The organism is Flavobacterium caseinilyticum, assembly GCF_004349085.1.
In the GTDB taxonomy this organism is placed as follows: Bacteria; Bacteroidota; Bacteroidia; order Flavobacteriales; family Flavobacteriaceae; genus Flavobacterium; species Flavobacterium caseinilyticum.
In genome coordinates this window covers 150,242-172,543 of sequence record NZ_SMFM01000003.1, presented here as the reverse complement: position 1 = coordinate 172,543, position 22,302 = coordinate 150,242, and the positions used below count along the sequence as shown (strand labels likewise).

Genomic DNA, 22,302 nt, shown 5'->3' with positions numbered 1-22,302 from the left:
TAGCATGTGCAGTTGTACCATCGATGTGTGCTTCATTAATTTTTAACAAAGATTCATCACAATATTTTGCATACTGAATGTCGGGAACAGCAAGTTCCCGGAGTATTTGACTCGCACTCACATCATTAAAAGCTATGTCATTTGCACTTAAAACTTTTAAGAACCTATTTTTGTTGTATTATTTAGGAAGTAAAATTTTAGCTTTGAAACCTTTATTGATTTGAGAATCAAATGTAAGTATTCCTTTTACTGCCTGAATGCGGTTTTCCGCATTTTGAAGTCCATTTTTTAAAATTAGTTTTTCCGTGAAGCCCACCCCATTATCTAAATAGTCAATGATCACATTATTCTGATCGCTATCAAACCCAATGATCACAAAATTGGCTTGGCTGTATTTTTTCATATTAACCATGAGCTCTTGCAATACTCTTTGTAATGCTATCTTTTTTCCGTTTTCGATTTTTGACCAATCTATTGATTTTCCATTTTTTATAATTACTTCAACACTCTCACATTTATAATTACTAAGCATTTGTTTTAGATTGTGTTCAAAACTTTCTCCCGTTTCTATAGTACTATTCTCCTTAGAGAAATCTCGTGTTCTAATATATATTTTATCAAGATTGTCTAACAGCGTTTCTTTTTTTATAGGGTTTAATAAATCTTGCGTTTCGGCAAAAGTCATAGCATAAAAAACATCATTAGCAAGTTCATCATGGAGTTGTTTAGAAATCCGAGTTTCAGTATTGTAACTAGCTATTAATAGCTCTCGTTTACTTTTATTTTTAAAATAGTGGATAAGGAAACCGATTCCGCCAAGTAGTACAACCAATCCAAAACTAAGCAAGTACTTTTCGTTTTTTTGCGTTTCAAGTTGCAAAAGGGTTTCTGCTCTTTGCCCCTTGAAAGTTATATTTTCCAAAGTCGCTTCTCTGGAATCATACTTAATTTTAGCAAACTGATTTTTAGCATTGTTTCGTACGGTTTTAATGCTATCATTGAGATTTACAAATAGTGTGGCGTAACTATTTACCCCTTTTTCCATATTATAGGACATTAAAAATTCCAATGCCTCCAATCGTTCATCGATACTTTGATACTTTGTGGCTACCTTATAAGCCTGCAATGCATTCTCCTTCGATTTCTGTTGATCTCTATTTTGATAAAAGTCCGCTAAATGCAAATGGCTTTCAATACTGCCATAAGGATCATTACTATCAGATCTGATTACTAACGCTTGTTTCATTAATGCTAGTCCCTTTTGAATATCATTACCCTTATAATAAGCAAATCCCAGATTGTCAATAATTATAGCTTTTTTATGAGGGATAGTATCTAAAATAGTAGATTTTGAAATAGGCTCTAAAAATGCTACTGCTTCTCTATACTTCTCTTGTTCTATATAAACCGCTGCAATATTATTAACAGGAGTCACTCTCAAGAATGGATCGTTTACCGTTTTTAAAATTTTATTATAAAAGAAAATGGCGTCATCATAATTTTTTAGTTCTTTTGATGAGATTCCAAATAGATTATTTGCTGCTATTTGATATTCAATATTATTCTTTATAAAGGGTAAAGCCTCTGTCAAGGTTTCTTCACTATCATTGTAATCACCAAATGTTTGCTGAATCCTCGCTATTTGAATTAAATTATAAGCGGCAAAAGCATCGTTCTTTTCTATTTCAAACAAATCTTTCGATTTCGTATAATGATAGAATGCCTTATCAAATTTTTTATCCATATAATAAGTGTCGCCTAAACCGGATAATTTCTTAGCTAAGACACTATTTGCAGTGTCATTTTTTTTAAGACTGGAAGAAATTGTTTCTGTACCCTCTTGACAAGAGACAATGGAAAATAAGAGTAGTAAAATAAAAATCGGGGAACGCACCATATAAAGTAACTTTCCCCGAAATTAGTATTTAATTGTAAATTAACACATCTTCCGATGGTTTTTTTGGTGGTGTTATGATAATTATTTCATCAACAGGACCGTCACTAGCCATAGGAGTATTTGTATTAGACAAGGGACTAGTATAACTTTCGTTGAATTTATGATCTGTTTTTCGAACTCCAAAATCTTTTGCTTGAGCACTTGCACTATCAATCGATTTCTACTGCAATTGAACTAATGGATGTAATTGTACATGCAATATGAGTGAAAATACATTATTGAGAAGGTGGCCTGAGCTTTTTGGGTACCTTAACGAAATTAGTAAGATCTGTGATCTGCACAAAAAAAAAGCTTCTCAATCGAGAAGCTTTTTTTATACCTATGCCTGAAAATTATTTTTTTCTATCCAAGCATTAATTTTCTTTTCCAATAATGCTAATGGCATTACTCCGGATTCCAATACTTTTTGATGGAATTTTTTAATGTCGAATTTGGTACCCATTTTAGTTTCCGCTTTTTTGCGTAGCTCCATAATCTTCAGCTGGCCAATCTTATAAGATAAGGCTTGTCCAGGAATTGCCATATAACGCTCAATTTCAGGAATAATGCTCGCTTCGCTTTCGGCTTCGTTTGCTAATGAATATTTTATAGCTTGCTCTCTAGTCCAGCCTTTGGAGTGTAATCCGGTGTCAACCACTAATCGAACCGCACGGTGCATTTCATTGCCCAGCATTCCAAAATACTGATACGGATCTTGATACAATCCAAGTTCTTTTCCTAAACTTTCCGTGTATAAAGCCCAGCCTTCGCCGTAAGCACCAAACCAATTGAATTTTCTGAAATCAGGAAGACTTTCGTTTTCCTGTTGTAAGGATATTTGAAAGTGATGACCCGGAATCGCTTCATGCAAAAACAAATCTTCATCGCCATACATATTATAATTGACTACATCAGGAATTGGAACATAGAAAATACCGGGACGCGTACCGTCAGCCGTTCCTTGATTGTATTCCGCACTGGCTGTTTTTTCTCTAAAAGCTTCCGTTCGTCTGATTTCAAATTTCGTTTTGGGTTGCAGTGCGAATAATTTATCTACATTCGGTTTGATACGCGTATAAATGCTTTGGAAATTAGCAATAACTTCTTCCGGTTTGGTGAAAGGTTTTAACTCCTTTTTATTTCGAACTTCCTCAAAGAATTCTAATAATGTGCCTTTGAACCCTACCTGGTTTTTTACCTTTTCCATTTCGGCATTCAATCGGGCTACTTCTTTTAATCCCAATTCATGAATTTGTTCGGGAGTCATTTCGGTAGTAGTCCATTGTTTTACGTACACGGCATATAACTCTTTTCCAAAAGGCAAGCTTCCTATTCCGCTGGTGGCTCTGGAAGCAGGAAGATATTCTTTGTTCAGGAAATCAGCCATTTTTTTATATTGTGGAATCAGTTTGGTATTGATTGTAGCGGTGTATTTTGCTGTTAAATCTTCTTTTATGCTATCAGGAAAAGACGCAGGCATTAGTTTTATTGAAGAGTAAAATAGATTGTCTTCAATATTTGGCGTAGCCATTTCTGCAAATTGTGGAATTAGTTTTACGGTTAACGATTTTGGTAATACGACACCTTTTGCAAGCCCTTTTTTCATGTAAACCATCGCTGAATCTATCCAAACAGCATATTTGTCCATTCTTTTCAGGAAATTGGTGTAATCTTCTTCTGTTTTAAAAGGTTGTGCGCTGGTGCCTCCCGCAAACTGCCCCATAGTCAGATGCGTTCCCCAAAACTGATGAACAGGAAGCAAATTTGTTGGCTGTTTTAACAAATCTTTACCAATCTCAACTTCCCATTTGATAATTTGGTAACTGTTTTTTTCTTCCTCGGATAAATTTTCTTGCTCAATTGCATTTAACGCAGATTGGTATTTGTCAAAGAAAGCTGCTTGCGAGTTTCTAAAACTATCCGTCATTTCAAATTGCAGCTGATCGTTATATTGGTTTTGACCGCTTTGTGTTGCTCCCAAAGGATCTAAAGTGTTTTTGTCGTCAAAATAGTTTTTCGTTAGACTGCTGAAGTCCTGTTTTTTTTCTTCCGATTTACAATTAACCAATAATAATGAAGTGGTTACGGAAAGTAAAAGAGTGGTTATTTTTCTCATAATTTATTTTTAGTAATAGATCGAGCTAATTTATTGATTTTTTTTTAATTTCAAATGTAAGAATAGTTTTTCGTTTGCAAAAGTATCGTTGTTTGTCATAAAATTTCGTTAACACGCCTTCCGACATCTTGTTTTTGCCACATTTCGGCTAAATTTACTGTTCTAATTAATTACACCTAAATGAGAAAAAAATCCTTTTTCATTTTGTTAGTCATTGGGAATATGCTAACAATTGAAGCACAAGAGAAAAAAGAAAACACGACTATGAATCCATTTTTTCAAGCTTACGAAACGCCGTTTAATGTGCCGCCTTTCGACAAAATTAAAAATGAACATTTTAAACCCGCTATTTTAGAAGGTATCAGTAAACATCAAGCGGAGATTAATGCTATTGCAAATAATACGCAACCTGCCACTTTTGAAAATACGATTCTTGCCATGGAAAATGCAGGGGAATTATTGTCGGATGTAAATACGGTTTTTTCTAATTTGAATTCGGCGAATACCAATAAAGAGATTCAAAACATTGCCAAAGAAATGGCGCCAAATCTTTCCGCTCACAGAGATAATATTTACTTGAACGAGAAATTATTCGCAAAAGTAAAAACGCTTTGGGACAAAAAAGAAACATTAGGCCTAAATTTAGAACAAGCTAAAATTTTAGATAATGCCTACAAAGATTTCGTTAGAAGTGGAGCCAATTTATCAAATGCTGACAAAGAAATATTGCGTAAAATAAACGGTGACCTTTCGTTGACCAGTTTAAAATACGGTCAGAATATTTTGGCCGAGACCAATTCATACGAGTTAGTTATTGAAAATAAAAAAGATTTAGCCGGATTGCCACAAGGATTAATCGATGCTGCAGCTGTTGATGCTAAAGCAAAAGGCAAAGAAGGAAAATGGGTATTTACTCTTTCTAATTCCAGCGTGATGCCGTTTTTGCAATACAGTGCTAAAAGAGAATTGCGTAAGCAGATTTGGAATGCATACCAAACGAGAGGTAATCAAGATAATGAATTTGATAATAAGAAGAATGCAGTAGCATTAGCAAATCTTCGTGGACAAAAAGCGAGATTGTTAGGCTATAAATCGCATTCCAATTATGTTTTAGAAGAATCAATGGCTAAAACACCCGAAAATGTGAATAAGCTGTTGAAAGATTTGTGGAAACCAGCTTTAGAAATAGCCAAAACAGAAGCCGCCGATATTCAGAAAATGATGGCTAAAGATGGAATTAAAGGTGCGGTACAACCGTTTGACTGGAGATATTATACGGAAAAAATCAGAAAAGAACGTTTTGATCTTGACGAGGAAGAATTGAAACCATATTTCAGTTTAGATAATGTTAGAAAAGGAGTTTTTCAAGTAACCGAAAAATTATACGGAATACAATTCAAAGAGTTATCTAATGTTCCAAAATATCACGAAGATGTAACCGTGTGGGAGATTTTAGAAAAAGATGGATCGCATATTGGGGTTTTATACATGGATTTTCATCCGCGTGAATCGAAACGTGGTGGTGCTTGGATGACCTCATACAGAAGTCAGAAAACGGTGGATGGTAAACGTGTTGCTCCGGTAGTTTCTATCGTTTGTAATTTCACAAAACCATCAGCAACTGCTCCGGCACTTTTGACTTTTGATGAAGTCACTACTTTCTTCCATGAATTTGGACATTCCTTACACGGATTATTGTCGAATGTGACGTACAAAAGTTTAGCAGGAACAAGTGTTCCAAGAGATTTCGTGGAACTTCCTTCTCAAATTATGGAGAATTGGGCTGCTGAACCAGAAGTTTTAAAAATGTATGCGAAGCATTATAAAACTGGTGAAGTCATTCCGGAATCGCTAGTGAATAAATTGAAGAAAGCAGGTACTTTTGACCAAGGTTTTACCACAACAGAATATCTTGCAGCTTCTTTATTGGATTTAGAATACCATTCTCAAACCAAAGACATTACAGTTGATGCAAACACTTTCGAAAAAGCTGCAATGACAAAAATTGGTTTAATTTCTTCTATCATACCAAGATACCGCAGCACGTATTTCAGCCATATATTCTCAGGAGGATATTCTTCAGGATATTACAGCTACATCTGGTCAGGAGTTTTAGATACAGATGCTTTTGAAGCATTTAAAACAACTACTTTATTTAATCCAGAAAAAGCAAAATTATTCCGCGAGAATGTTTTGGAAAAAGGAGGAACCGAAGATCCTATGGTTTTGTACAAACGTTTCCGTGGTGCTGAACCAAGTATCGAACCGCTGTTGAGAAAACGTGGTCTGGACAAAAAAGCAGAACCGCTTAGAAAATTAAAAGGATAATTGTAATTTCCTTTTAAAACTAAAAACCCTACAACATAAATAATTTGTTGTAGGGTTTTTTATTATTGTTCAAGAAGATCTTAACCGTGATACACTCGGGAAGCAATTATTTTGTCTTCTCTGATGTCTAATACTTCCGCCACTAAAAGATCCTCTTCGCCAGTAACCGTTCTTATGTATTCCATAAAAACGCGGTCGCCATTGGCAGTAAGCGATTTTACTTTATAATTCAAGCTTGGTAAACGCTCAAAAGCATCTTTCCACCATTCTCGCAAGGCTTCTTTACCGGTAACAAAACCGTTACTCTCCGGTTTGTACATTTTTAGTTTTGGACTAAAATGAACGGCATCTTCGTCATATAAAGACAATAATTTTTCTAATTCTTTATTATTAAAAGTTTCAAACCATTTAAAAGCAATTGATTGTAATTTTTCTGGTGTCATACTTATTTGGGATTGAATTTTTAATTAAAAAAATCCCATTCCATGTAAACGGATGGGATTTTCATTTATATAATTTCAAAGAAATATTAAACGTTCTTCAAATTGATAATTTCTTGTTCAGTAAGCAACCTCCAGTTTCCTCTTGGCAAATTCTTTTTGGTCAAACCAGCAAAAGCTACCCTGTCAATACGCAACACGTCATAACTAAAGTGTTCAAAAATAGAACGAACCACTTTCACGTTAGCTGATCTTAATTGCAAACCAATTTCACTTTTAGCTTCTCCGTCAATATAACTTACATCTTCCACAAAAACGCGGTGTCCGTCAAGAGTCAACCCTTTGTTTATTTTTTCTAAATCCTCAAATTTCAAGTTTTTATCAAGTGAAACTTGGTAAATTTTAGATGATTTTTGACTTGGTAAGGTGAATTTACGAATCATATCCGTATCATTCGTGAACAATAACAAACCAGTTGTATTCTTGTCCATTCTTCCCACTGCACCAATTTTTGCAGTCGTAGAACCTTTTACCAATTCCAATACATTACGATATTCCTGACCTTCGTCCATCGCAGTCGTAAAGTTTTTAGGTTTGTTCAACAAGATGTATACTTTTTTCTCCGGAGTCAAAGTCGCACCGTCAAAATTCACAACATCACCTGGTTTTACCATGTATCCCATTTCGGTAACAGGAATTCCGTTTACTTTTACCGTCCCGGATTGAATATAAATATCCGCATCACGACGCGAGCACGCACCTGAATTAGCAATGTATTTATTCAAACGAATTTCGTCTTTTACTTTCGGTCTCTTTGGTGCTTGATTTGGTTTTTTCTCTACTTTATCAGTAGCGATATCGGCAACTTTAGTAGTAATTTTAACTTTTTTCGGCCCTTGAGCGCGCTTCTGCATGGCAGGTTTTGGCTTATTCGAACTTGGTCTGGAGCTAGGTGCTCTTGGACCACTTTTCTTATTATTGCCTTCCTTGTTATTCATAATATTCCAATAATTTGTGCAAAGATACTATTTATATACTTGACAATCAATAACCACCAATTATAAAAACGCTAACTGTCTAGTTAATAAGCTAATTAAAATGATTCTTTTGATTTTTTGGAGCTATTTCCCGCTATCGTTTCAATCTTTCTAGTCCTGAACTTATTTCAGAATACTGAAACAAGTTCAGGACTAGAAAGGATTTCCTCTACTATCGGGGCTATGCTAATTGGGGAATCTGTGAGTTTTTCGGGAATGGTTTTTTATCCTTTTTATAGTTTGAAAAAAGGCAAATTTAAACCATCAACAATCTTTTTCCGTGCCATAAAACACTTGGATTAATCAAAACAATGCAAAATACTCCGGCAACAATAAGGAATTTCAAAACGTTGTGAAGCAGCAAAAACTGTGGTTTCGCATTTGATTTCCATAAGTATAACAAGAAAAATATCAAAACGATCAGGCAAGAGTAAAAATAAATATCCATGTAACCCACATCATAGACATCAATCAAAGCGTAAACTGGTAAAACAGTCAGAATGGTTAATACGGTGATGGTTTTTTTTGATACTTCCTCGCCATAAACAATAGGAATCGTTTTATAATCATTGACTAAATCCCCTTTTAGATTTTCTAAATCCTTAATCATTTCCCGAATCAAGAGTAGCAAAAATAAAAAACTGGCGTGCGAAAAAATGACGCCTAATTGTCTTCTGTAATTTTCAATCTCCTCGTATGGAATCCGAGTATAAAAATACAATAGTATAGCAAAAAAGGGAAGGACGGCCAGTGAAGCAGCGGTCAGGTTTCCTATTATGGGGTATTTTTTTATTTTGTGGGAATAAAACCAGATGAAAAATATATATCCTGAAAAAAATAAAAATACACGCCAGGAAACAAACAATGCCATCAAAGCCACTATAAAATTGAGTGTAAAATAGACGTTTAGTTTTGTCTTCTGACTCACTAATCGATCCAACATCGATTTGTTAGGCCGATTGATTAAATCCTTTTGACTGTCATAAAAGTTGTTAATGATATATCCGGAAGCAATCGTAAGGGAAGATGCAAAAACCAGAATAAATAAATTGAAGTCCAATAAAATATCTAACGCTCTTTTTTCTGGGGCCAAAATAAATATTGCGGAAAGATATTGTGCTAATATTATAATCGGAATGTTATAACCTCTAACTACAGAGAACAAACTTGCAATTTTCATTAAGAGAAGTTTGTTCTGCCTGCTTAACATTTAGATTTATTTAAGAATGTGCTCCCAATAATAAGGATGCTTTTTTTTGGTTTTTTTCTTCCTTTCCTTTGGAGAGGGTTGGGGAGAGGATGTTTAAAACTGATATACTACTTCTAGTTTGTAATCTTTCAAAGAAGCTTTAGCTTTTTCTAAATCTTCAGTGAAACCTAAGATGTAACCGCCACCACCAGAACCGCAAAGTTTCAAATAGTAATCATTGCTATCAATTCCTTGTTGCCAAATTCCGTGAAATTGTTCCGGAATCATTGGTTTGAAGTTATTCAAAACTACTTTAGATAATTTTTTGGTATTCATGAACAATGATTTCATGTCTCCTCCAAGGAAATTTTCAACGCAAGCATCTGTATATTTCACAAATTGATTTTTCAACATCGCACGGAAACCTTTGTCTTTTAGGCTTTCCATGAAAATATTTACCATCGGAGCAGTTTCGCCTACAATTCCTGAATCTAATAAAAACACTGCGCCTTTTCCGTCAAAACTTTGTGTTGGAATTCCGGTTGCTTCAATATTATCTTTCGAATTAATCAGAATCGGGATACTCAAATAACTGTTCAAAGGGTCCAAACCAGAACTTTTTCCGTGGAAAAAACTCTCCATTTGGGAAAATATATTTTTTAACTGCAATAATTTTTCACGAGTCAAATTCTCTAAAACCGTGATTTTATTGTGTGCGTATTTGTCGTAAATAGCGGCTACAAGTGCGCCACTGCTACCTACACCATACCCTTGAGGAATACTGGAATCAAAATACATTCCGGTTTCTACATCGCTTTTCAACGTGTCTAAATCGAAAGTTACTAAAGCAGGTTGCTCGTTTTGTAAGGTTTCTAAATACGTTACAAATCGTTTCAAGTGACCGTTTGATTTGATCGCTTCATCAGATGGATTTTCCTCTTTTTTAAGTGCGCCGTTGTAAAAATTGTAAGGAATTGAAAGCCCTTTTGAGTCACGAATAATTCCGTATTCTCCAAAGAGTAGTATTTTTGAGTAAAACAAAGGTCCTTTCATATAGTGTTGTAAATTAACAATTTGGGGTTGGTAATTAGGTATTTGTATCGTAATTTTTATAAATCAACTTGGTCTCCGCGATTTGCTTCTAAGATTCCAAGATCAATTTCTTCTTGTTGTTCAGGAGATAAATCTTTCCAAACGTCTTTTTTTTGTGCTTTGAAAATATTTTTTACAGCCTCGATTACAGCATAGTCGTTCGTTTCTAACAATAACTTTATCAATTCTAATTTCTCTGATTGAATATCCATAATTTCAGCTCTTTAAAAAATAAAGATAGGGAAAAATAAATCAATTAAATCAACACAGCGCCATTTCCAATTTCGTCACAAATGTACTGACCATTTTGGCAATAGCCAACTAATTCGTTCTTAATAAATTGTAAAACTTTGTCGGCAACATTTTGGGGATATAAAACATGCACATTTGCACCGGCATCCAGCGTGAAACAAACCGGAATTTTAGTCTCATTTCTAAATTTCCAAATCGCATTTATAATCTCCAATGTGTTCGGTTTCATCAGTATAAAATACGGCATGGAAGTCATCATCATGGCATGTAACGTCAAGGCTTCGCTTTCCACAATTTTGATGAATTCGTCCAGATTTCCATTTTCAAAAATTGAAATTAATTCATCCAAATTTTCATGTGCTTGTGCAAATCGCCTTTCGGCAAAAGGATGGTTGTGCATCAAATCATGTCCAATTGTACTTGAAACTTGTTTTTCCCCTTTGTCAACGAGTAAAATAGTATCTTGAAAATTCTTAAAATTGGAATGAATAGCATTTGGAAATTCAACTCCAAATAAATCAGAACTTCCGGAGATGTTGGCGTGATTTCCCCAAACCACAACTTGGCCTTTTACACTTCTGCAAGCGCTTCCGGAACCCAAACGTGCTAATAAAGACGCCTTTTGATAGAAATATTCCTCAGTCATTTCAGGATTTAACACTTTTTCTAAACTCATTAAGTTCATCGCTAAAGCAGCCATTCCAGATGCCGATGAAGCAATTCCGGAACTGTGCGGAAAAGTATTTTCAGTGTCAATCGTAAAGTGGTAGTCTTTCAAAAAAGGCAAATAGATTTCGATTCGTTCCAGGAATTTTTGAATTTTCGGTTTGAAATCTTCTTTTGGTTTTCCTTCAAAAAGTAAATCAAAAGAGAAATTATTATCCTTCGTATTGAGCGATCCCGAAACTTCGGGAGAAATGTCTTTTTTGGCGAAAGCCAATTTGGTAATCGTTTTGCAATTATTCAACGTAAAACTCACCGAAGGATTCGCTGGAATTTGGTTGTCTTTTTTCCCCCAATATTTTACGAGGGCAATGTTGCTGGGCGCGCTCCATTGAAAATTTCCCTCTTCAACTGAATGCGTATATTTTGATGGAATAAAATCGTTTGCTGAAATCATGAATGTATAAATTTACGCAAAGATACTTTTTTTGCGTTATTTGTTTATTCGTTTAGATGGTTAATCGTTAGAAAGATTTAAGTAAATTTGGACAATTAAAATAATCATATAAGTCCATCCAAGATTTTTAACCGTTAAGAAATTAAGATTCATTAAGAATTGAACTTAATTTCTTAACGGTTAGAATTGTAAAGTGAATACGACAATGAAAACTGATGTTTTCACAAATAAATTGGTGGTTTAATAACAATCTGTATTGATTTTTTTAAATCTGCCACTGATTCACTGATTTAAATTGTAATATTTATAAATGATGGACTCTATGTGATTAAGGAAAGGAATCTAAATTAAAAAAATCTGTGAGTAAGTGGCAGAAAAAACAGTTGAGTTGTTTTTGAGGAAATTCTAATATCTCAAATGGCTTATTGATTTCAAGGAAATATTATATAAAACAAAATTAAAAATGAATAAAATTACCCGAATATTGGTTGTTGTTGTTACGTGTTTGGCCATTGGCTATTTTTCTGGGACGGTTACTCGTTCTGCCATTACCACTTGGTATCCAACCTTGATTAAACCAAGTTTTAATCCGCCCAATTGGATTTTTGCACCTGTTTGGAGTATGCTGTATGTGATGATGGGTGTTGCTGCCGGATTAGTTTGGGACCGAATAGAAGCAGAAAAAGAAGCAGTGAGAAAAGCGTTGATTTTTTTTGCGATACAATTGGCACTAAATGCTTTGTGGTCGTATTTATTCTTTGGATTACACAACCCGATGTTAGCCGGATTAGAAATTATTGTATTGTGGTTGATGATTTTTGAAACGTACATTCAGTTTTCCAAAATCAATAAAATTGCGGGCTATTTATTTATTCCGTATCTGGCTTGGGTTAGTTTTGCTGCGGTTTTGAATGGAAGTATTTGGTGGTTGAATAAAGGATAGTGTTCAGTATTCAGTTTTTTAGTGATCAGTTTGCGGCATGAAAAAGTTGTATTATTTTTGAATAACTTCATAGTTTTTTAAACTCAATATTCTTGGTAGATAAAAAATCCATCATCGATAGAACATTACTATTTTCTAGTAATGTTTTCGATTTTGGGTCAGCATCACAAAATTGGAGGAAAAGCTCTATTTGGTCTGGTTTTAATTTCAAAGTTTCGGTATAAAATTTTTCGTCACAGCTGCTTTTTGCTAATTGTTTGAATTCAATTTGTGGAGTTTCTTTAACGACTTCTTTTTCTTTGATGAACAACTTTAAAATCATTCCGCCAATCCGCATTAAATCCATTCCGTTTTCAATACTGCCATTGTAAACACCCGTTTTTAAGCTTCTTGCTGCTTTCTCCACAGCGTATTGATCAAGTTTTCCCTGTTCGTAGGCTTTGTCAGTGCTCAATTTTATTGAAGGCATTTTTGTAACTACTACTTCTTTTAATTCTTCCGGTTTAAGGATTAACGAAATTATGAGGTTGTTTTTATCAATAGTCTTTTGATCTAATATAATTTTTTTGATGTCATGATTTTTTGAAATAAAAATGAGTTCGTCGCCCGCTTTTACCAATATAGAAAATTCACCAGCTGCGTTTGTAATGGTGATTTTTTTGGAAATGAAATTAACGACCTCAACTTTTTCCACGGGAAATTGTTCGTAAAAAACTTTTCCGTTGATTAATTTTTCGGTTTGCGAGAAACCAGATTGAAGTACAAAAAATAGTAAGGATACAAAAAAGTAGTTTTTAACCATTCGTAGTGATTTGATTACAAAAATATTCAAATCATTCCGTGAAAATGAAAACAGAATGGTAAAGTCTTGTTAAGCTAAAACTAAAGTTATCTTAATTAAAGTGTTGAATTGTAATGACTTTGGTTTTATATAGCATTTGCCACAATAAACCCGCTTGTCCAAGCATTCTGAAAGTTAAATCCGCCTGTAATGGCATCAATATTTACGATTTAACTGGAAAAAAGAAAGGTTAGTTAGCTTTAGAAATTTACAGAATATTTCATTTTTTTTAGCCTCTATTGATTTGATTTTTTAGATCATGAATAATGACCCAACGCTGAAACGACATAAACAGTTACGATATCTTCTTTAACCTCATAAATTACTCGGTCTTTTTTATTAATCCTTCTTGACCAAAAACCTTTTAATTCATATTTTAACTCTTCTGGTTTTCCAATACCAGTGTATGGATGGTCTCTCAATTCGTTAAGTATTTTTAAGATTTTTTTTACAGAAGCAACATCTCCAGATACTTTATGCTTAGATAAATCTTTTTCAGCCGTTTGTTTAATAATTACTTGATACTTTCCCATAATTCCTCTGCACTTTCCATAACCCGGCCTTTTTCTTTGCTTGCTTTTTTAATCTTTTTTACAAATTCTTGATTATAGGAGCTTTTATCGTCTTCCTCAATCAGCACAATTTCTTTTGAATTTTCAAAAAATACACGAGCCATTTCTAAAAAGGCTTTACCCTTTTTAGTGTTTTCATTTATTTTTAATGTTATCGTTGTCATAACTTATTTTTTACAAATTTACAAAAAACTTTCGCTCAGTGATTTAGACGTCGGTTTGATTTTGAGTGATTTAAAACTTTATCCAATGGCTTTCGCCACAATAAACCCGCTTGTCCACGCATTCTGAAAGTTAAATCCTCCTGTAATGGCATCAATATTCACAATTTCTCCAGCAAAATAAAGGTTTTCATGAAGCTTACTTTCCATGGTTTTGAAGTTAATTTCCTTTAAATCGATTCCGCCGGCAGTTACAAATTCTTCTTTAAACGTGCTTTTTCCGTTGACCTGAAAAGTCCCGTTCGTCAATTGATTCGTTAGATTCTGCAATTGCATTTTAGACAAATCGGCCCATTTTGTCTCCGCTTCAATTCCAGAAGCGAGAACCAAACTTTCCCATAATCTATTGGTGATTTCGAATGGCGATTTCTTAGAAACCGACTTTTTGGCGTGTTCCTGTTTTAAGTCTTTTAGTTTTTTCTCGACATCTTCCTTGTCAGCATCATTCAACCAATTCACAAAAATGGTAAACTGATAATTTTTGTCATGCAAGATTCGGGCGCCCCAAGCGGAGAGTTTCAAAATCGCCGGACCACTCATTCCCCAATGCGTAATTAACAACGGTCCTGTAGATGTGAGTTTGGTATCTTTTACTTTTACGGTAACTTGTGCTGCAACTCCGGGTAAATCTTTTATTCTGGAATCTTTGATATTGAAAGTGAATAGGGAAGGAACTGGGCTGATAACAACGTGACCAAAATTCTGAAGCATTTCCCAAATTTTAGGATTGCTACCTGTGGCTAGAATTAGCTTTTCAGCAAGATAATTTTCCGTTTGGGTTTCGATTTTCCATTCATTTTCTTTCTTGAAAATAGATTGTACGCTTTGTCCCGTAAGTACTGCAATTCCCAGCTTTTGTGTTGCTTTCAAGAAACAGTCAATAATCGTTTGAGACGAATTCGAAACGGGGAACATACGTCCGTCTGGTTCAATTTTGAGTTCTACGCCATGTTTCTCGAACCATTCAATAGTGTCACCGGAGCAAAACTGATGAAAAGGACCGCGTAATTCTTTTTCGCCACGCGGATAAAATTTTACCAATTCGTTCGGTTCAAAACAAGCGTGCGTCACGTTGCATCTTCCGCCACCGGAAATCCGAACTTTTTGCAATACTTCAGCACCGCGTTCTAAAATTGCGACTTTCAGTTTTGGATTTTTCTCTACGATGTTAATGGCTGTAAAAAAACCTGCTGCGCCACCGCCTACTATTATTATATCGAAATTCTGATTCATATTCTATTTGGGAAATCAGTGATGATTCCGTTTACGTTAAATGTTTTTATTTTTTGAATGTCTTCTAATTCATTTATGGTCCAAGGAAAAACCTGCAATCCTTTTTGTTGCATTTGCGCCGTGTTTTCTTTTGTCAATAAATGAAAATGCGGATGAATGGATTTCGCCTGAATGAATTTGGCGAAAGCCAAAGCCAAGTCTAAATCGGTTTCCGTTAAAACGCCAGTTGGAATTTTATCATTTAAAAACGCCACTTGCTGCAATGCATTCCAATCAAAACTGGAAACTAAAAATCGGTGGTATTTCCAGCCTTTTTTAGCGACATATTTTTCAATAAGTGAAACTACTTTATCGGTTGCCTCATAACTTTTGAGTTCAATATTGATAAAACAGTCTTGGTTTACCAGATCAAAAACCTCCTTTAGTGTTGGAATTTTATGTTCGCCATTTATTCTAAAAGCGTTCAATTCACGCAAAGATAATGCATTTACAAAACCTTTTCCATTGGTCGTTCTGTCAATAGTTTCGTCGTGAATAACGATTATTTCGCCATCAGCACTCAAATGCACGTCAAGTTCAATGCCATCCACCTGCATGTCTAATGCTTTTTGGAACGAAACAAAGGTATTCTCGGGTTCATATCCTTTTGCGCCACGATGTCCAATTTTGAGCATTGTCTTTTATTTTTTGGTAAAGGTAAACATAAAAAAAACGCCTTCATTTCTAAAGGCGTTTGGTTGAAAATATTTTAAATATTATTTTTTCGATTCTAATAAAACGATGTCAAATTCAGAAATGATTGTCACTTTTCCATTCTCAACACGTACTTCTTTGCCGGAGTACGCATCTTTTAATAAGGTGCCGTTTGCGAAAATAGAACTTACTGAAAGTTCTTTGGTACCAATCGCTAAATCCAATCCAACAACTACTGAATCCATATAATCGCCTTTAGAAAAAGTTCTGGAAAAAGCATATGGTTGAGCCGAAATTTGCTTGTGAATTCCTGCTCCCACTGATGGATGATTTTTTCTGAATTGACCTAATTTTTGCCAATGCAACAACGTTTTTTGAGTTTCAGGATTTGATTTTATAGCTTCCCAATTCATAAAAGAACGCAAGGTTGCATCGCCTTGGGTTCCTTCGATAACTAAGGAGCGAGCACTTTCGTCACCATAATAAACTTGAGAAAGTCCGGGACTCAGTAATAATTTTGTTCCGCTTTCAATAGTTTTGGTGCGATTCCCATCAAAAGGACCACCGTCATCATGCGAAGACAAATAATTCATAACACTATATCCTTTTAAATCATTGTTCAGCTTATTTGAATATTTAGAGAATATAAATTCGTAGTCTTTTTGAGCATCCCATTTAAATTCGAAATTGATCATGTTGTTGAAACCATTTTTAAAATAGTTTACTTTTTTATCTCCAAAATCAAAATCTTGTCCGCCGCTGATACCATAATTATAAACTTCGCCAATGGTGAAAAAGGAATTATTATCTAACACTTTTGTTGGATTATTTTTCTTCCAATTTTCAAAAGCGTAATCACATTGGGTTTTAAAATCAGCCCAAACCGTTTCATCTATATGTTTTACAGTGTCGCCTCTGTAACCGTCAATTCCGTATTCTGCAATATAATCCGTCAACCATTTGATGATGTAATATTTTGGTGCTCTTGGATAACCGGTACGAGCAAAAAACGCGTCCAATTCTTTGATTTCTTTTTCGTAACGCCCTTCTTTTTTCCATTTTTCGATTAAAAAAGGAGGTAGAGCAACCGCTTGATTGCTTTCTGTTTTTATATCCGGAAGATTAGCTACGAGCGTGCAGGCAGTTGTGTTTTCAAAATTTTGGTAATCACAAGTAGGTCCTGTTCGCACCCAGTCATTTGGCCAAACCGTATCTTCAGCAGTTACGGGACCGGTATGATTGATTACTCCATCAAGAATGATTCGGATGCCGTGTGCGTGTGCTTTTTGAACCAGTGCAGCCAAGTCTTCTTTTGTCCCAAAGTTAGGATCTAAACTCGTCCAGTCTCTGGTCCAGTAGCCATGAAAGGCATAACTCAGACCGGTTCCTTCGTCAACGGCATCGTGAATTTGTTCTACAACCGGAGTAAACCAAATGGCATTGATTCCTAGTTTGTCAAAATAACCTTCGTCAATTTTTTGAGAAATTCCTTTGATATCACCACCTTCAAAACCACGAAGTTTTCCCGTTGTTTTGGTTCGGTTTAAATTTATATCATTTGAAGTGTCGCCATTGTTAAAACGGTCTGTCATCAGGAAATAAACATTTGCTCCTTCCCAAACGAAAGGTGTTTTGTTCTTCTCAGCGCTGTTTTTTGTGCTGGAGCAACTACTTAGAATTGTCATGGTTAATAGTAAAAGTGGGATTGAATATTTTTTCATTTTTTTAATGTTAAATGATTATTTTTTTTAAAACATATAAGGCATGTAAGTTGATTTAAGTTTAAGGATTAGTTCTTCTTCTTCTTTTAAAGTCTTTTTTTCTTAAATGGCTTATATGGTTTAAATTATTTCAATTCTAAAATCAAAACCGATTTTGGTTCCATTATTATTTCGTTTGTTACGTCAAATGTAAGTTCAGAAATTACATCTTTTCCGGTTTTAAAGTTTTTGATATTTTCTTTGAAACGATTGGTTTTTACCGTTTTTGTTTCATTGCTGTTGTTCATTAAAACCATTACCGTTTCATCTCTGTCGTATCTAAAATAAACGTAAACATTGTTCTCCGGAATATAATGTGTCATTTTTCCAAAATGTACTGCCGCTTTTGTTTTTCTCCAGTTGAATAATTTAGAAGTAAAATCAAAATACTCACTTTGTCCAGGAGTTCTTCCTTCTTTGACAAAAGCATTTTTTTGATCGCCTTCCCAACCGCCGGGAAAATCTTGACGAATATCAGCATCGCCTTTGTCTTTATTACCGGCCATTCCTATTTCGCTTCCATAATACAATTGTGGAATTCCACGAACGGTAGCCATCAAAGTCATTGCCATTTTGTATTTTCTGATGTCGTTTCCGTAGGTTTGATTGAAACGGTTGGTATCATGATTTTCGACAAAAATCAACATATTATTGATATTTGGGTATAGAAAATCATTGGTAAAATTGTCATACATTTTTACCATTCCTTTGTCCCAAGTCCCTTCGTCTTCATTGAAAACTTTGGTTGTTGCCTCATAAAAAGTAAAATCCATGACGCTTGGTAAATAGGAGTTGTAATTTTGAATTTGAGCAATTTTACTGTCTTTTTGCCAATAGGCCATTTGCGCTTGACTTTGCATCCAAATTTCGCCAACAATATTAAAATTTGGGTATTCATCGGTGATCGATTTTGTCCATTTTGAGATACCTTGTGGGTCGGAATAATTATAGGTATCGACTCTGAAACCATCTAAATCGGCGTATTCAATCCACCAAATCGCATTTTGAATCAGGTATTTTAAAGTCAAAGGATTTTTCAAGTTTAAATCGGGCATCGATGGAACAAACCAACCGTCAATAGCTATTTTTTTATCAATTTCAGAAGCGTTTGTATCATGTATAACCGTTCTTTTATGATTGGTTTGCGTGTACGTATCAAAATGATTGATCCATTCTTTTGTAGGTAAATCTTTCATCATCCAATGTTCAATTCCCCAGTGATTCGTCACGTAATCCATAACCAGTTTCATATCTCGTTTGTGCATTTCGGCAGCCAATCGAACATAATCAGCATTGGTTCCATAACGTGGATCTATTTTATAAACGTCAGATTGGCCATAGGTGTGATAGGAATACTTAGCGTCGTTATCCTCACAAAGTGGCGTGCACCAAATGGTTGTTGCGCCTAAGGACGAAATGTAATCCAAGTTTTTTATAATCCCTTCAATATCGCCACCGTGTCTTCCGCCAGGTAATTCTCTGTTATATTTTTCTTGTGTCGAATTTTCACTGTCGTTGTTTCTGTTTCCATTTGCAAAGCGGTCCGGCATCAATAAATACATCATATCCGAAGAATCAAAGCTTTTGCGTTGTGCAGAATTTTCTCTTCTTTTATTTAAAGAATATTTTTGTGTGAACGCTTCTTTGTTTTTACTTTTAAAGGTAAAAACGAAATCAGAGGCCGCAACTTTTTTGGTGTCGATAGTAACGAAAATGTAGTTGGGATTCTCGGTTCTTTTTACATTAGTTATTTTAATGCCATTGGAAACGGTGACTTGGTTTTGAGAAATGTCTTTGCCGTAAAAAAGTATCTGCAGTTCTGGATTTTGCATTCCTGCATACCAAAAAGGCGGTTCAACTTTGTCGATTTGAGCGTGTAACGTTACAGACATAAAAAAAAGGAATACGGTTATTTTTTTTAAAAAGCTCCTATTCGGGAAAGGTAAAGAAATAATTTTATTCATGGTGAAATACGTTAATTACATTAAATTTTTAATGAGAAAGACGAAAAAGAGACTGGTTTTGTCAGGGAATTATTCATAGAATATTTCAAATAAGAATCAGACTTATATAAACAATCCCAATGTGAATTGGGATTGTTATTTTGCTTGTTACGGCTTGAATCAAATGATAGAAAAAACTACACGTTCTATTAATTGTCTTTATACGGTAACTAAATTTTCTGGCGTTACTAAAACGGATTTTCCGTTTACTACGATTGTCAAATCTGTATTGCCTACAATAGAGAAAGTAGTTTCTTTATGATTGATCGCTACTTTCAAAATTTGGTTTCTAAAATTGATTTTAAACGAATAGCCTTCCCATTCTTTTGGGATTTTTGGAGAGAAATGAAGTGTATCATCTTTAATTCTCATTCCGCCAAAACCTTCTACAATGCTCATCCATGTTCCTGCCATTGAGGTAATATGACAGCCTTCTTCCACTTCTTTGTTGTAATCATCAAGATCAAGACGTGACGTTCTCAAATAGAAAGTATAGGCCATATCCATTTTGTCTAATAAAGCGGCTTGAATCGAGTGTACACAAGGCGAAAGTGAACTTTCATGAACGGTGAAAGATTCGTAAAATTCGAAGTTGTTTTTTAATTCTTCTTTCGAAAAATGATCTTCGAAGAAATAGAAACACTGCAAAACATCAGCTTGTTTGATGTAAGGCGAACGCAAAATTCTATCCCAAGACCATTTTTGATTGATTGGTCTTTGGCTTTTATCCAAATCAGCTACGCGAACTAATTCCTTGTCCAAGAAACCGTCTTGCTGCAAGTAAACATTATGTTCCTCTGAAAAAGGGAAGTACATGTTATCCGAAACTTTTTTCCAAGATTGTAATTCGGAATCCGAGATTTTTACCTTTTCGGTGATTCGTTTGTGATCTACAGGATATTCCAGAGACACTTTTTGAATCTGTTCGTACGTGTATTCCAAACACCATTTTGCAATATAATTGGTATAAAAATTATTGTTTACGTTGTTCTCGTATTCATTTGGACCCGTAACGCCAAGAATTACATATTGGTTTAAATTAGTCGAAAAATTCGCTCTTTGATGCCAGAAACGTGCAATTGCTATTAACACTTCCAGACCTTTTTCAGGAATATAACTGTAATCTCCTGTGTATCTGTAAAAGTTGTAAATGGCAAATGCGATAGCTCCATTTCTATGAATTTCTTCAAAAGTAATTTCCCACTCGTTATGACATTCTTCACCGTTCATGGTTACCATTGGATACAAAGCAGCTCCGTTAGTAAATCCTAATTTAGCAGCGTTTTCAATGGCTTTATCCAATTGATTGTAGCGGTACGTCAATAAATTTCGAGCCACTTCCTGATCTTTGGTCGCCATGTAAAACGGAATGCAATACGCTTCAGTATCCCAATACGTAGATCCACCGTATTTTTCTCCTGTGAATCCTTTAGGTCCAATATTCAAACGAGAATCTTTACCTAAATAGGTTTGGTTCAACTGAAAAATATTGAAACGAATTCCTTGTTGTGCTTTTACATCGCCATCAATGGTAATATCTGACATTTCCCAAATTTTTGTCCAAGCATCAATCTGGTCCTGTAACATTTGGTCATAACCTAATGCTAATGCGGATTGAATCACTTTTTCGGCAGCTGTAATGGTGTTTTCATGGTTTAAGGAAACCGTGTAACCACCAATTTTCTGGATAGATGATTTTTGGCCTTGAGCCACAATGACATCATAGCTAAACTGAATTTTATCAGTTTTTGAATCAATATTAGAGGGAGAAATAGCCGTTTTTTTACCATTTGACAAAATGGTGTTTTGCATAAAAGTGGTAGCCTTGAAATGCGTTTTGAACGTTTGTGCCGTTACAAAAGCTTCATTTCCTGACTTTTTCACATCAAGCGGTTCCCAGAATTTTTCTTCCCAGTTCGCATCTTCATTGGTTACACCAGCATCAATGTAGGGTTTGTAAATTATTTTGGCATCCTTGTTTAAAGGTGTAATTTCATAGTTGATTAGACCAACTTCATCCAAGTTCAACGAAAGGAAACGACGCACATTTACGGAAATTTCAGTCCCGTTTTTTAAAGTAGCTTCAAAAGAACGATTGTACCAGCCTTCTTTCATATTCAATTCACGGCGAAAGTTTTTGACTTCGGAACAGGTATTCAAATCCAGCTTTTCATCGTTGATTTCAATGTCGATTCCAATCCAGTTTGGCGCATTCAAAACTTTGGCAAAATATTCCGGATATCCGTTTTTCCACCAGCCCACTTTAGTCTTGTCAGGATAATAGATTCCGGCAATATAACTTCCCTGAAATGTTTCTCCGCTATAATTTTCTTCAAAATTAGCGCGTTGTCCCATAGCACCGTTACCAATGCTAAACAGACTTTCAGATGATTTTACACACTCGGCTTCAAATCCTTCTTCTATGATAGACCAATTGTCTGGTTTTATATAATCTTGATTCATTTTATTTTTTGTTTAAAGTTTAAGGTTTCAAGTTGTCTCAAAACTTTAAAAATACATTTCGTT

The 22,302-nt window shown here is 34.8% G+C and carries 18 protein-coding genes; 2 read left to right on the top strand and 16 right to left on the bottom strand.

The genetic code is table 11. The annotated features are described in order from the left end of the window. Window positions 1-178: 178 nt before the first annotated feature. Window positions 179-1,897, bottom strand: coding sequence for a tetratricopeptide repeat-containing sensor histidine kinase (locus E0F89_RS09175; RefSeq protein ID WP_131909507.1), 1,719 nt, complete (start codon window positions 1,895-1,897; stop codon window positions 179-181). A 379-nt stretch (window positions 1,898-2,276) separates the two neighbouring features. After that, on the bottom strand, window positions 2,277-4,052 hold the full coding sequence (locus tag E0F89_RS09170) for a DUF885 domain-containing protein (RefSeq protein ID WP_131909506.1): 1,776 nt from the start codon (window positions 4,050-4,052) through the stop codon (window positions 2,277-2,279). A 180-nt stretch (window positions 4,053-4,232) separates the two neighbouring features. Here E0F89_RS09170 and E0F89_RS09165 point away from each other — a divergent pair, with 180 nt between their 5' ends. Next, window positions 4,233-6,380 (top strand): M3 family metallopeptidase, encoded by a 2,148-nt coding sequence (locus tag E0F89_RS09165; RefSeq protein ID WP_131909505.1) that lies wholly within the window; start codon window positions 4,233-4,235, stop codon window positions 6,378-6,380. An 80-nt stretch (window positions 6,381-6,460) separates the two neighbouring features. On the opposite strand, the gene E0F89_RS09160 is transcribed toward E0F89_RS09165, so the two are convergent. The 6 genes from E0F89_RS09160 to E0F89_RS09135 form a co-directional block, all read right to left on the bottom strand. Continuing rightward, window positions 6,461-6,823 carry a nuclear transport factor 2 family protein gene (locus E0F89_RS09160; RefSeq protein ID WP_073352809.1) on the bottom strand — a complete coding sequence of 121 codons (363 nt, stop codon included), beginning with the start codon at window positions 6,821-6,823 and terminating at the stop codon, window positions 6,461-6,463. An 86-nt stretch (window positions 6,824-6,909) separates the two neighbouring features. Further along, the gene (locus E0F89_RS09155; protein ID WP_131909504.1) at window positions 6,910-7,818 is read right to left on the bottom strand and encodes a pseudouridine synthase; all 909 of its coding nucleotides are present in this window, start codon (window positions 7,816-7,818) and stop codon (window positions 6,910-6,912) included. Between the two features lie 295 nt (window positions 7,819-8,113). After that, window positions 8,114-9,067 carry a geranylgeranylglycerol-phosphate geranylgeranyltransferase gene (locus tag E0F89_RS09150; RefSeq protein ID WP_131909503.1) on the bottom strand — a complete coding sequence of 318 codons (954 nt, stop codon included), beginning with the start codon at window positions 9,065-9,067 and terminating at the stop codon, window positions 8,114-8,116. A gap of 93 nt (window positions 9,068-9,160) precedes the next feature. After that, the gene (locus tag E0F89_RS09145; protein ID WP_131909502.1) at window positions 9,161-10,099 is read right to left on the bottom strand and encodes a mevalonate kinase family protein; all 939 of its coding nucleotides are present in this window, start codon (window positions 10,097-10,099) and stop codon (window positions 9,161-9,163) included. Window positions 10,100-10,155: 56 nt separating this feature from the next. After that, a complete protein-coding gene (locus E0F89_RS09140; RefSeq protein ID WP_131909501.1) occupies window positions 10,156-10,350 on the bottom strand; it encodes a hypothetical protein in 195 nt (64 codons plus the stop codon). A gap of 44 nt (window positions 10,351-10,394) precedes the next feature. Continuing rightward, window positions 10,395-11,510 (bottom strand): diphosphomevalonate/mevalonate 3,5-bisphosphate decarboxylase family protein, encoded by a 1,116-nt coding sequence (locus tag E0F89_RS09135; protein WP_131909500.1) that lies wholly within the window; start codon window positions 11,508-11,510, stop codon window positions 10,395-10,397. Window positions 11,511-11,973: 463 nt separating this feature from the next. On the opposite strand from E0F89_RS09135, the gene E0F89_RS09130 reads away from it, so the two are divergent. After that, window positions 11,974-12,453, top strand: a complete 480-nt coding sequence (locus E0F89_RS09130) for a TspO/MBR family protein (RefSeq protein WP_131909499.1) — start codon at window positions 11,974-11,976, stop codon at window positions 12,451-12,453. 67 nt (window positions 12,454-12,520) lie between these two features. Here E0F89_RS09130 and E0F89_RS09125 read toward each other — a convergent pair whose 3' ends face one another. The 8 genes from E0F89_RS09125 to E0F89_RS09085 form a co-directional block, all read right to left on the bottom strand. Further along, a complete protein-coding gene (locus E0F89_RS09125) occupies window positions 12,521-13,255 on the bottom strand; it encodes a hypothetical protein (RefSeq protein ID WP_131909498.1) in 735 nt (244 codons plus the stop codon). A gap of 296 nt (window positions 13,256-13,551) precedes the next feature. Next, on the bottom strand, window positions 13,552-13,827 hold the full coding sequence (locus E0F89_RS09115) for a Txe/YoeB family addiction module toxin (RefSeq protein ID WP_131909497.1): 276 nt from the start codon (window positions 13,825-13,827) through the stop codon (window positions 13,552-13,554). Further along, complete coding sequence (locus E0F89_RS09110; protein ID WP_131909496.1) at window positions 13,809-14,030, bottom strand: DUF2683 family protein; 222 nt, start codon at window positions 14,028-14,030, stop codon at window positions 13,809-13,811. Before E0F89_RS09110 ends, E0F89_RS09115 begins: the two co-directional genes overlap by 19 nt. A gap of 78 nt (window positions 14,031-14,108) precedes the next feature. Then, window positions 14,109-15,320: a BaiN/RdsA family NAD(P)/FAD-dependent oxidoreductase gene (locus E0F89_RS09105; RefSeq protein ID WP_131909495.1), complete on the bottom strand. Its 1,212-nt coding sequence runs from the start codon at window positions 15,318-15,320 to the stop codon at window positions 14,109-14,111. Further along, window positions 15,317-15,994 (bottom strand): glycerophosphodiester phosphodiesterase, encoded by a 678-nt coding sequence (locus E0F89_RS09100; RefSeq protein WP_131909494.1) that lies wholly within the window; start codon window positions 15,992-15,994, stop codon window positions 15,317-15,319. Before E0F89_RS09100 ends, E0F89_RS09105 begins: the two co-directional genes overlap by 4 nt. A gap of 81 nt (window positions 15,995-16,075) precedes the next feature. Continuing rightward, window positions 16,076-17,734, bottom strand: coding sequence for an alpha-amylase family glycosyl hydrolase (locus tag E0F89_RS09095; protein WP_131909493.1), 1,659 nt, complete (start codon window positions 17,732-17,734; stop codon window positions 16,076-16,078). A 125-nt stretch (window positions 17,735-17,859) separates the two neighbouring features. Then, a complete protein-coding gene (locus tag E0F89_RS09090; protein ID WP_131909492.1) occupies window positions 17,860-19,737 on the bottom strand; it encodes a glycoside hydrolase family 13 protein in 1,878 nt (625 codons plus the stop codon). A gap of 198 nt (window positions 19,738-19,935) precedes the next feature. Then, complete coding sequence (locus E0F89_RS09085; RefSeq protein ID WP_131909491.1) at window positions 19,936-22,239, bottom strand: glycoside hydrolase family 65 protein; 2,304 nt, start codon at window positions 22,237-22,239, stop codon at window positions 19,936-19,938. Window positions 22,240-22,302: the final 63 nt, after the last annotated feature.

Coding starts and splice junctions, on each gene's coding strand:
- E0F89_RS09175 (WP_131909507.1), bottom strand. CDS start 1,897: ATGGTGCGTTCCCCGATTTTTATTTTACTACTCTTATTTTCCATTGTC.
- E0F89_RS09170 (WP_131909506.1), bottom strand. CDS start 4,052: ATGAGAAAAATAACCACTCTTTTACTTTCCGTAACCACTTCATTATTA.
- E0F89_RS09165 (WP_131909505.1), top strand. CDS start 4,233: ATGAGAAAAAAATCCTTTTTCATTTTGTTAGTCATTGGGAATATGCTA.
- E0F89_RS09160 (WP_073352809.1), bottom strand. CDS start 6,823: ATGACACCAGAAAAATTACAATCAATTGCTTTTAAATGGTTTGAAACT.
- E0F89_RS09155 (WP_131909504.1), bottom strand. CDS start 7,818: ATGAATAACAAGGAAGGCAATAATAAGAAAAGTGGTCCAAGAGCACCT.
- E0F89_RS09150 (WP_131909503.1), bottom strand. CDS start 9,067: ATGTTAAGCAGGCAGAACAAACTTCTCTTAATGAAAATTGCAAGTTTG.
- E0F89_RS09145 (WP_131909502.1), bottom strand. CDS start 10,099: ATGAAAGGACCTTTGTTTTACTCAAAAATACTACTCTTTGGAGAATAC.
- E0F89_RS09140 (WP_131909501.1), bottom strand. CDS start 10,350: ATGGATATTCAATCAGAGAAATTAGAATTGATAAAGTTATTGTTAGAA.
- E0F89_RS09135 (WP_131909500.1), bottom strand. CDS start 11,510: ATGATTTCAGCAAACGATTTTATTCCATCAAAATATACGCATTCAGTT.
- E0F89_RS09130 (WP_131909499.1), top strand. CDS start 11,974: ATGAATAAAATTACCCGAATATTGGTTGTTGTTGTTACGTGTTTGGCC.
- E0F89_RS09125 (WP_131909498.1), bottom strand. CDS start 13,255: ATGGTTAAAAACTACTTTTTTGTATCCTTACTATTTTTTGTACTTCAA.
- E0F89_RS09115 (WP_131909497.1), bottom strand. CDS start 13,827: ATGGGAAAGTATCAAGTAATTATTAAACAAACGGCTGAAAAAGATTTA.
- E0F89_RS09110 (WP_131909496.1), bottom strand. CDS start 14,030: ATGACAACGATAACATTAAAAATAAATGAAAACACTAAAAAGGGTAAA.
- E0F89_RS09105 (WP_131909495.1), bottom strand. CDS start 15,320: ATGAATCAGAATTTCGATATAATAATAGTAGGCGGTGGCGCAGCAGGT.
- E0F89_RS09100 (WP_131909494.1), bottom strand. CDS start 15,994: ATGCTCAAAATTGGACATCGTGGCGCAAAAGGATATGAACCCGAGAAT.
- E0F89_RS09095 (WP_131909493.1), bottom strand. CDS start 17,734: ATGAAAAAATATTCAATCCCACTTTTACTATTAACCATGACAATTCTA.
- E0F89_RS09090 (WP_131909492.1), bottom strand. CDS start 19,737: ATGAATAAAATTATTTCTTTACCTTTCCCGAATAGGAGCTTTTTAAAA.
- E0F89_RS09085 (WP_131909491.1), bottom strand. CDS start 22,239: ATGAATCAAGATTATATAAAACCAGACAATTGGTCTATCATAGAAGAA.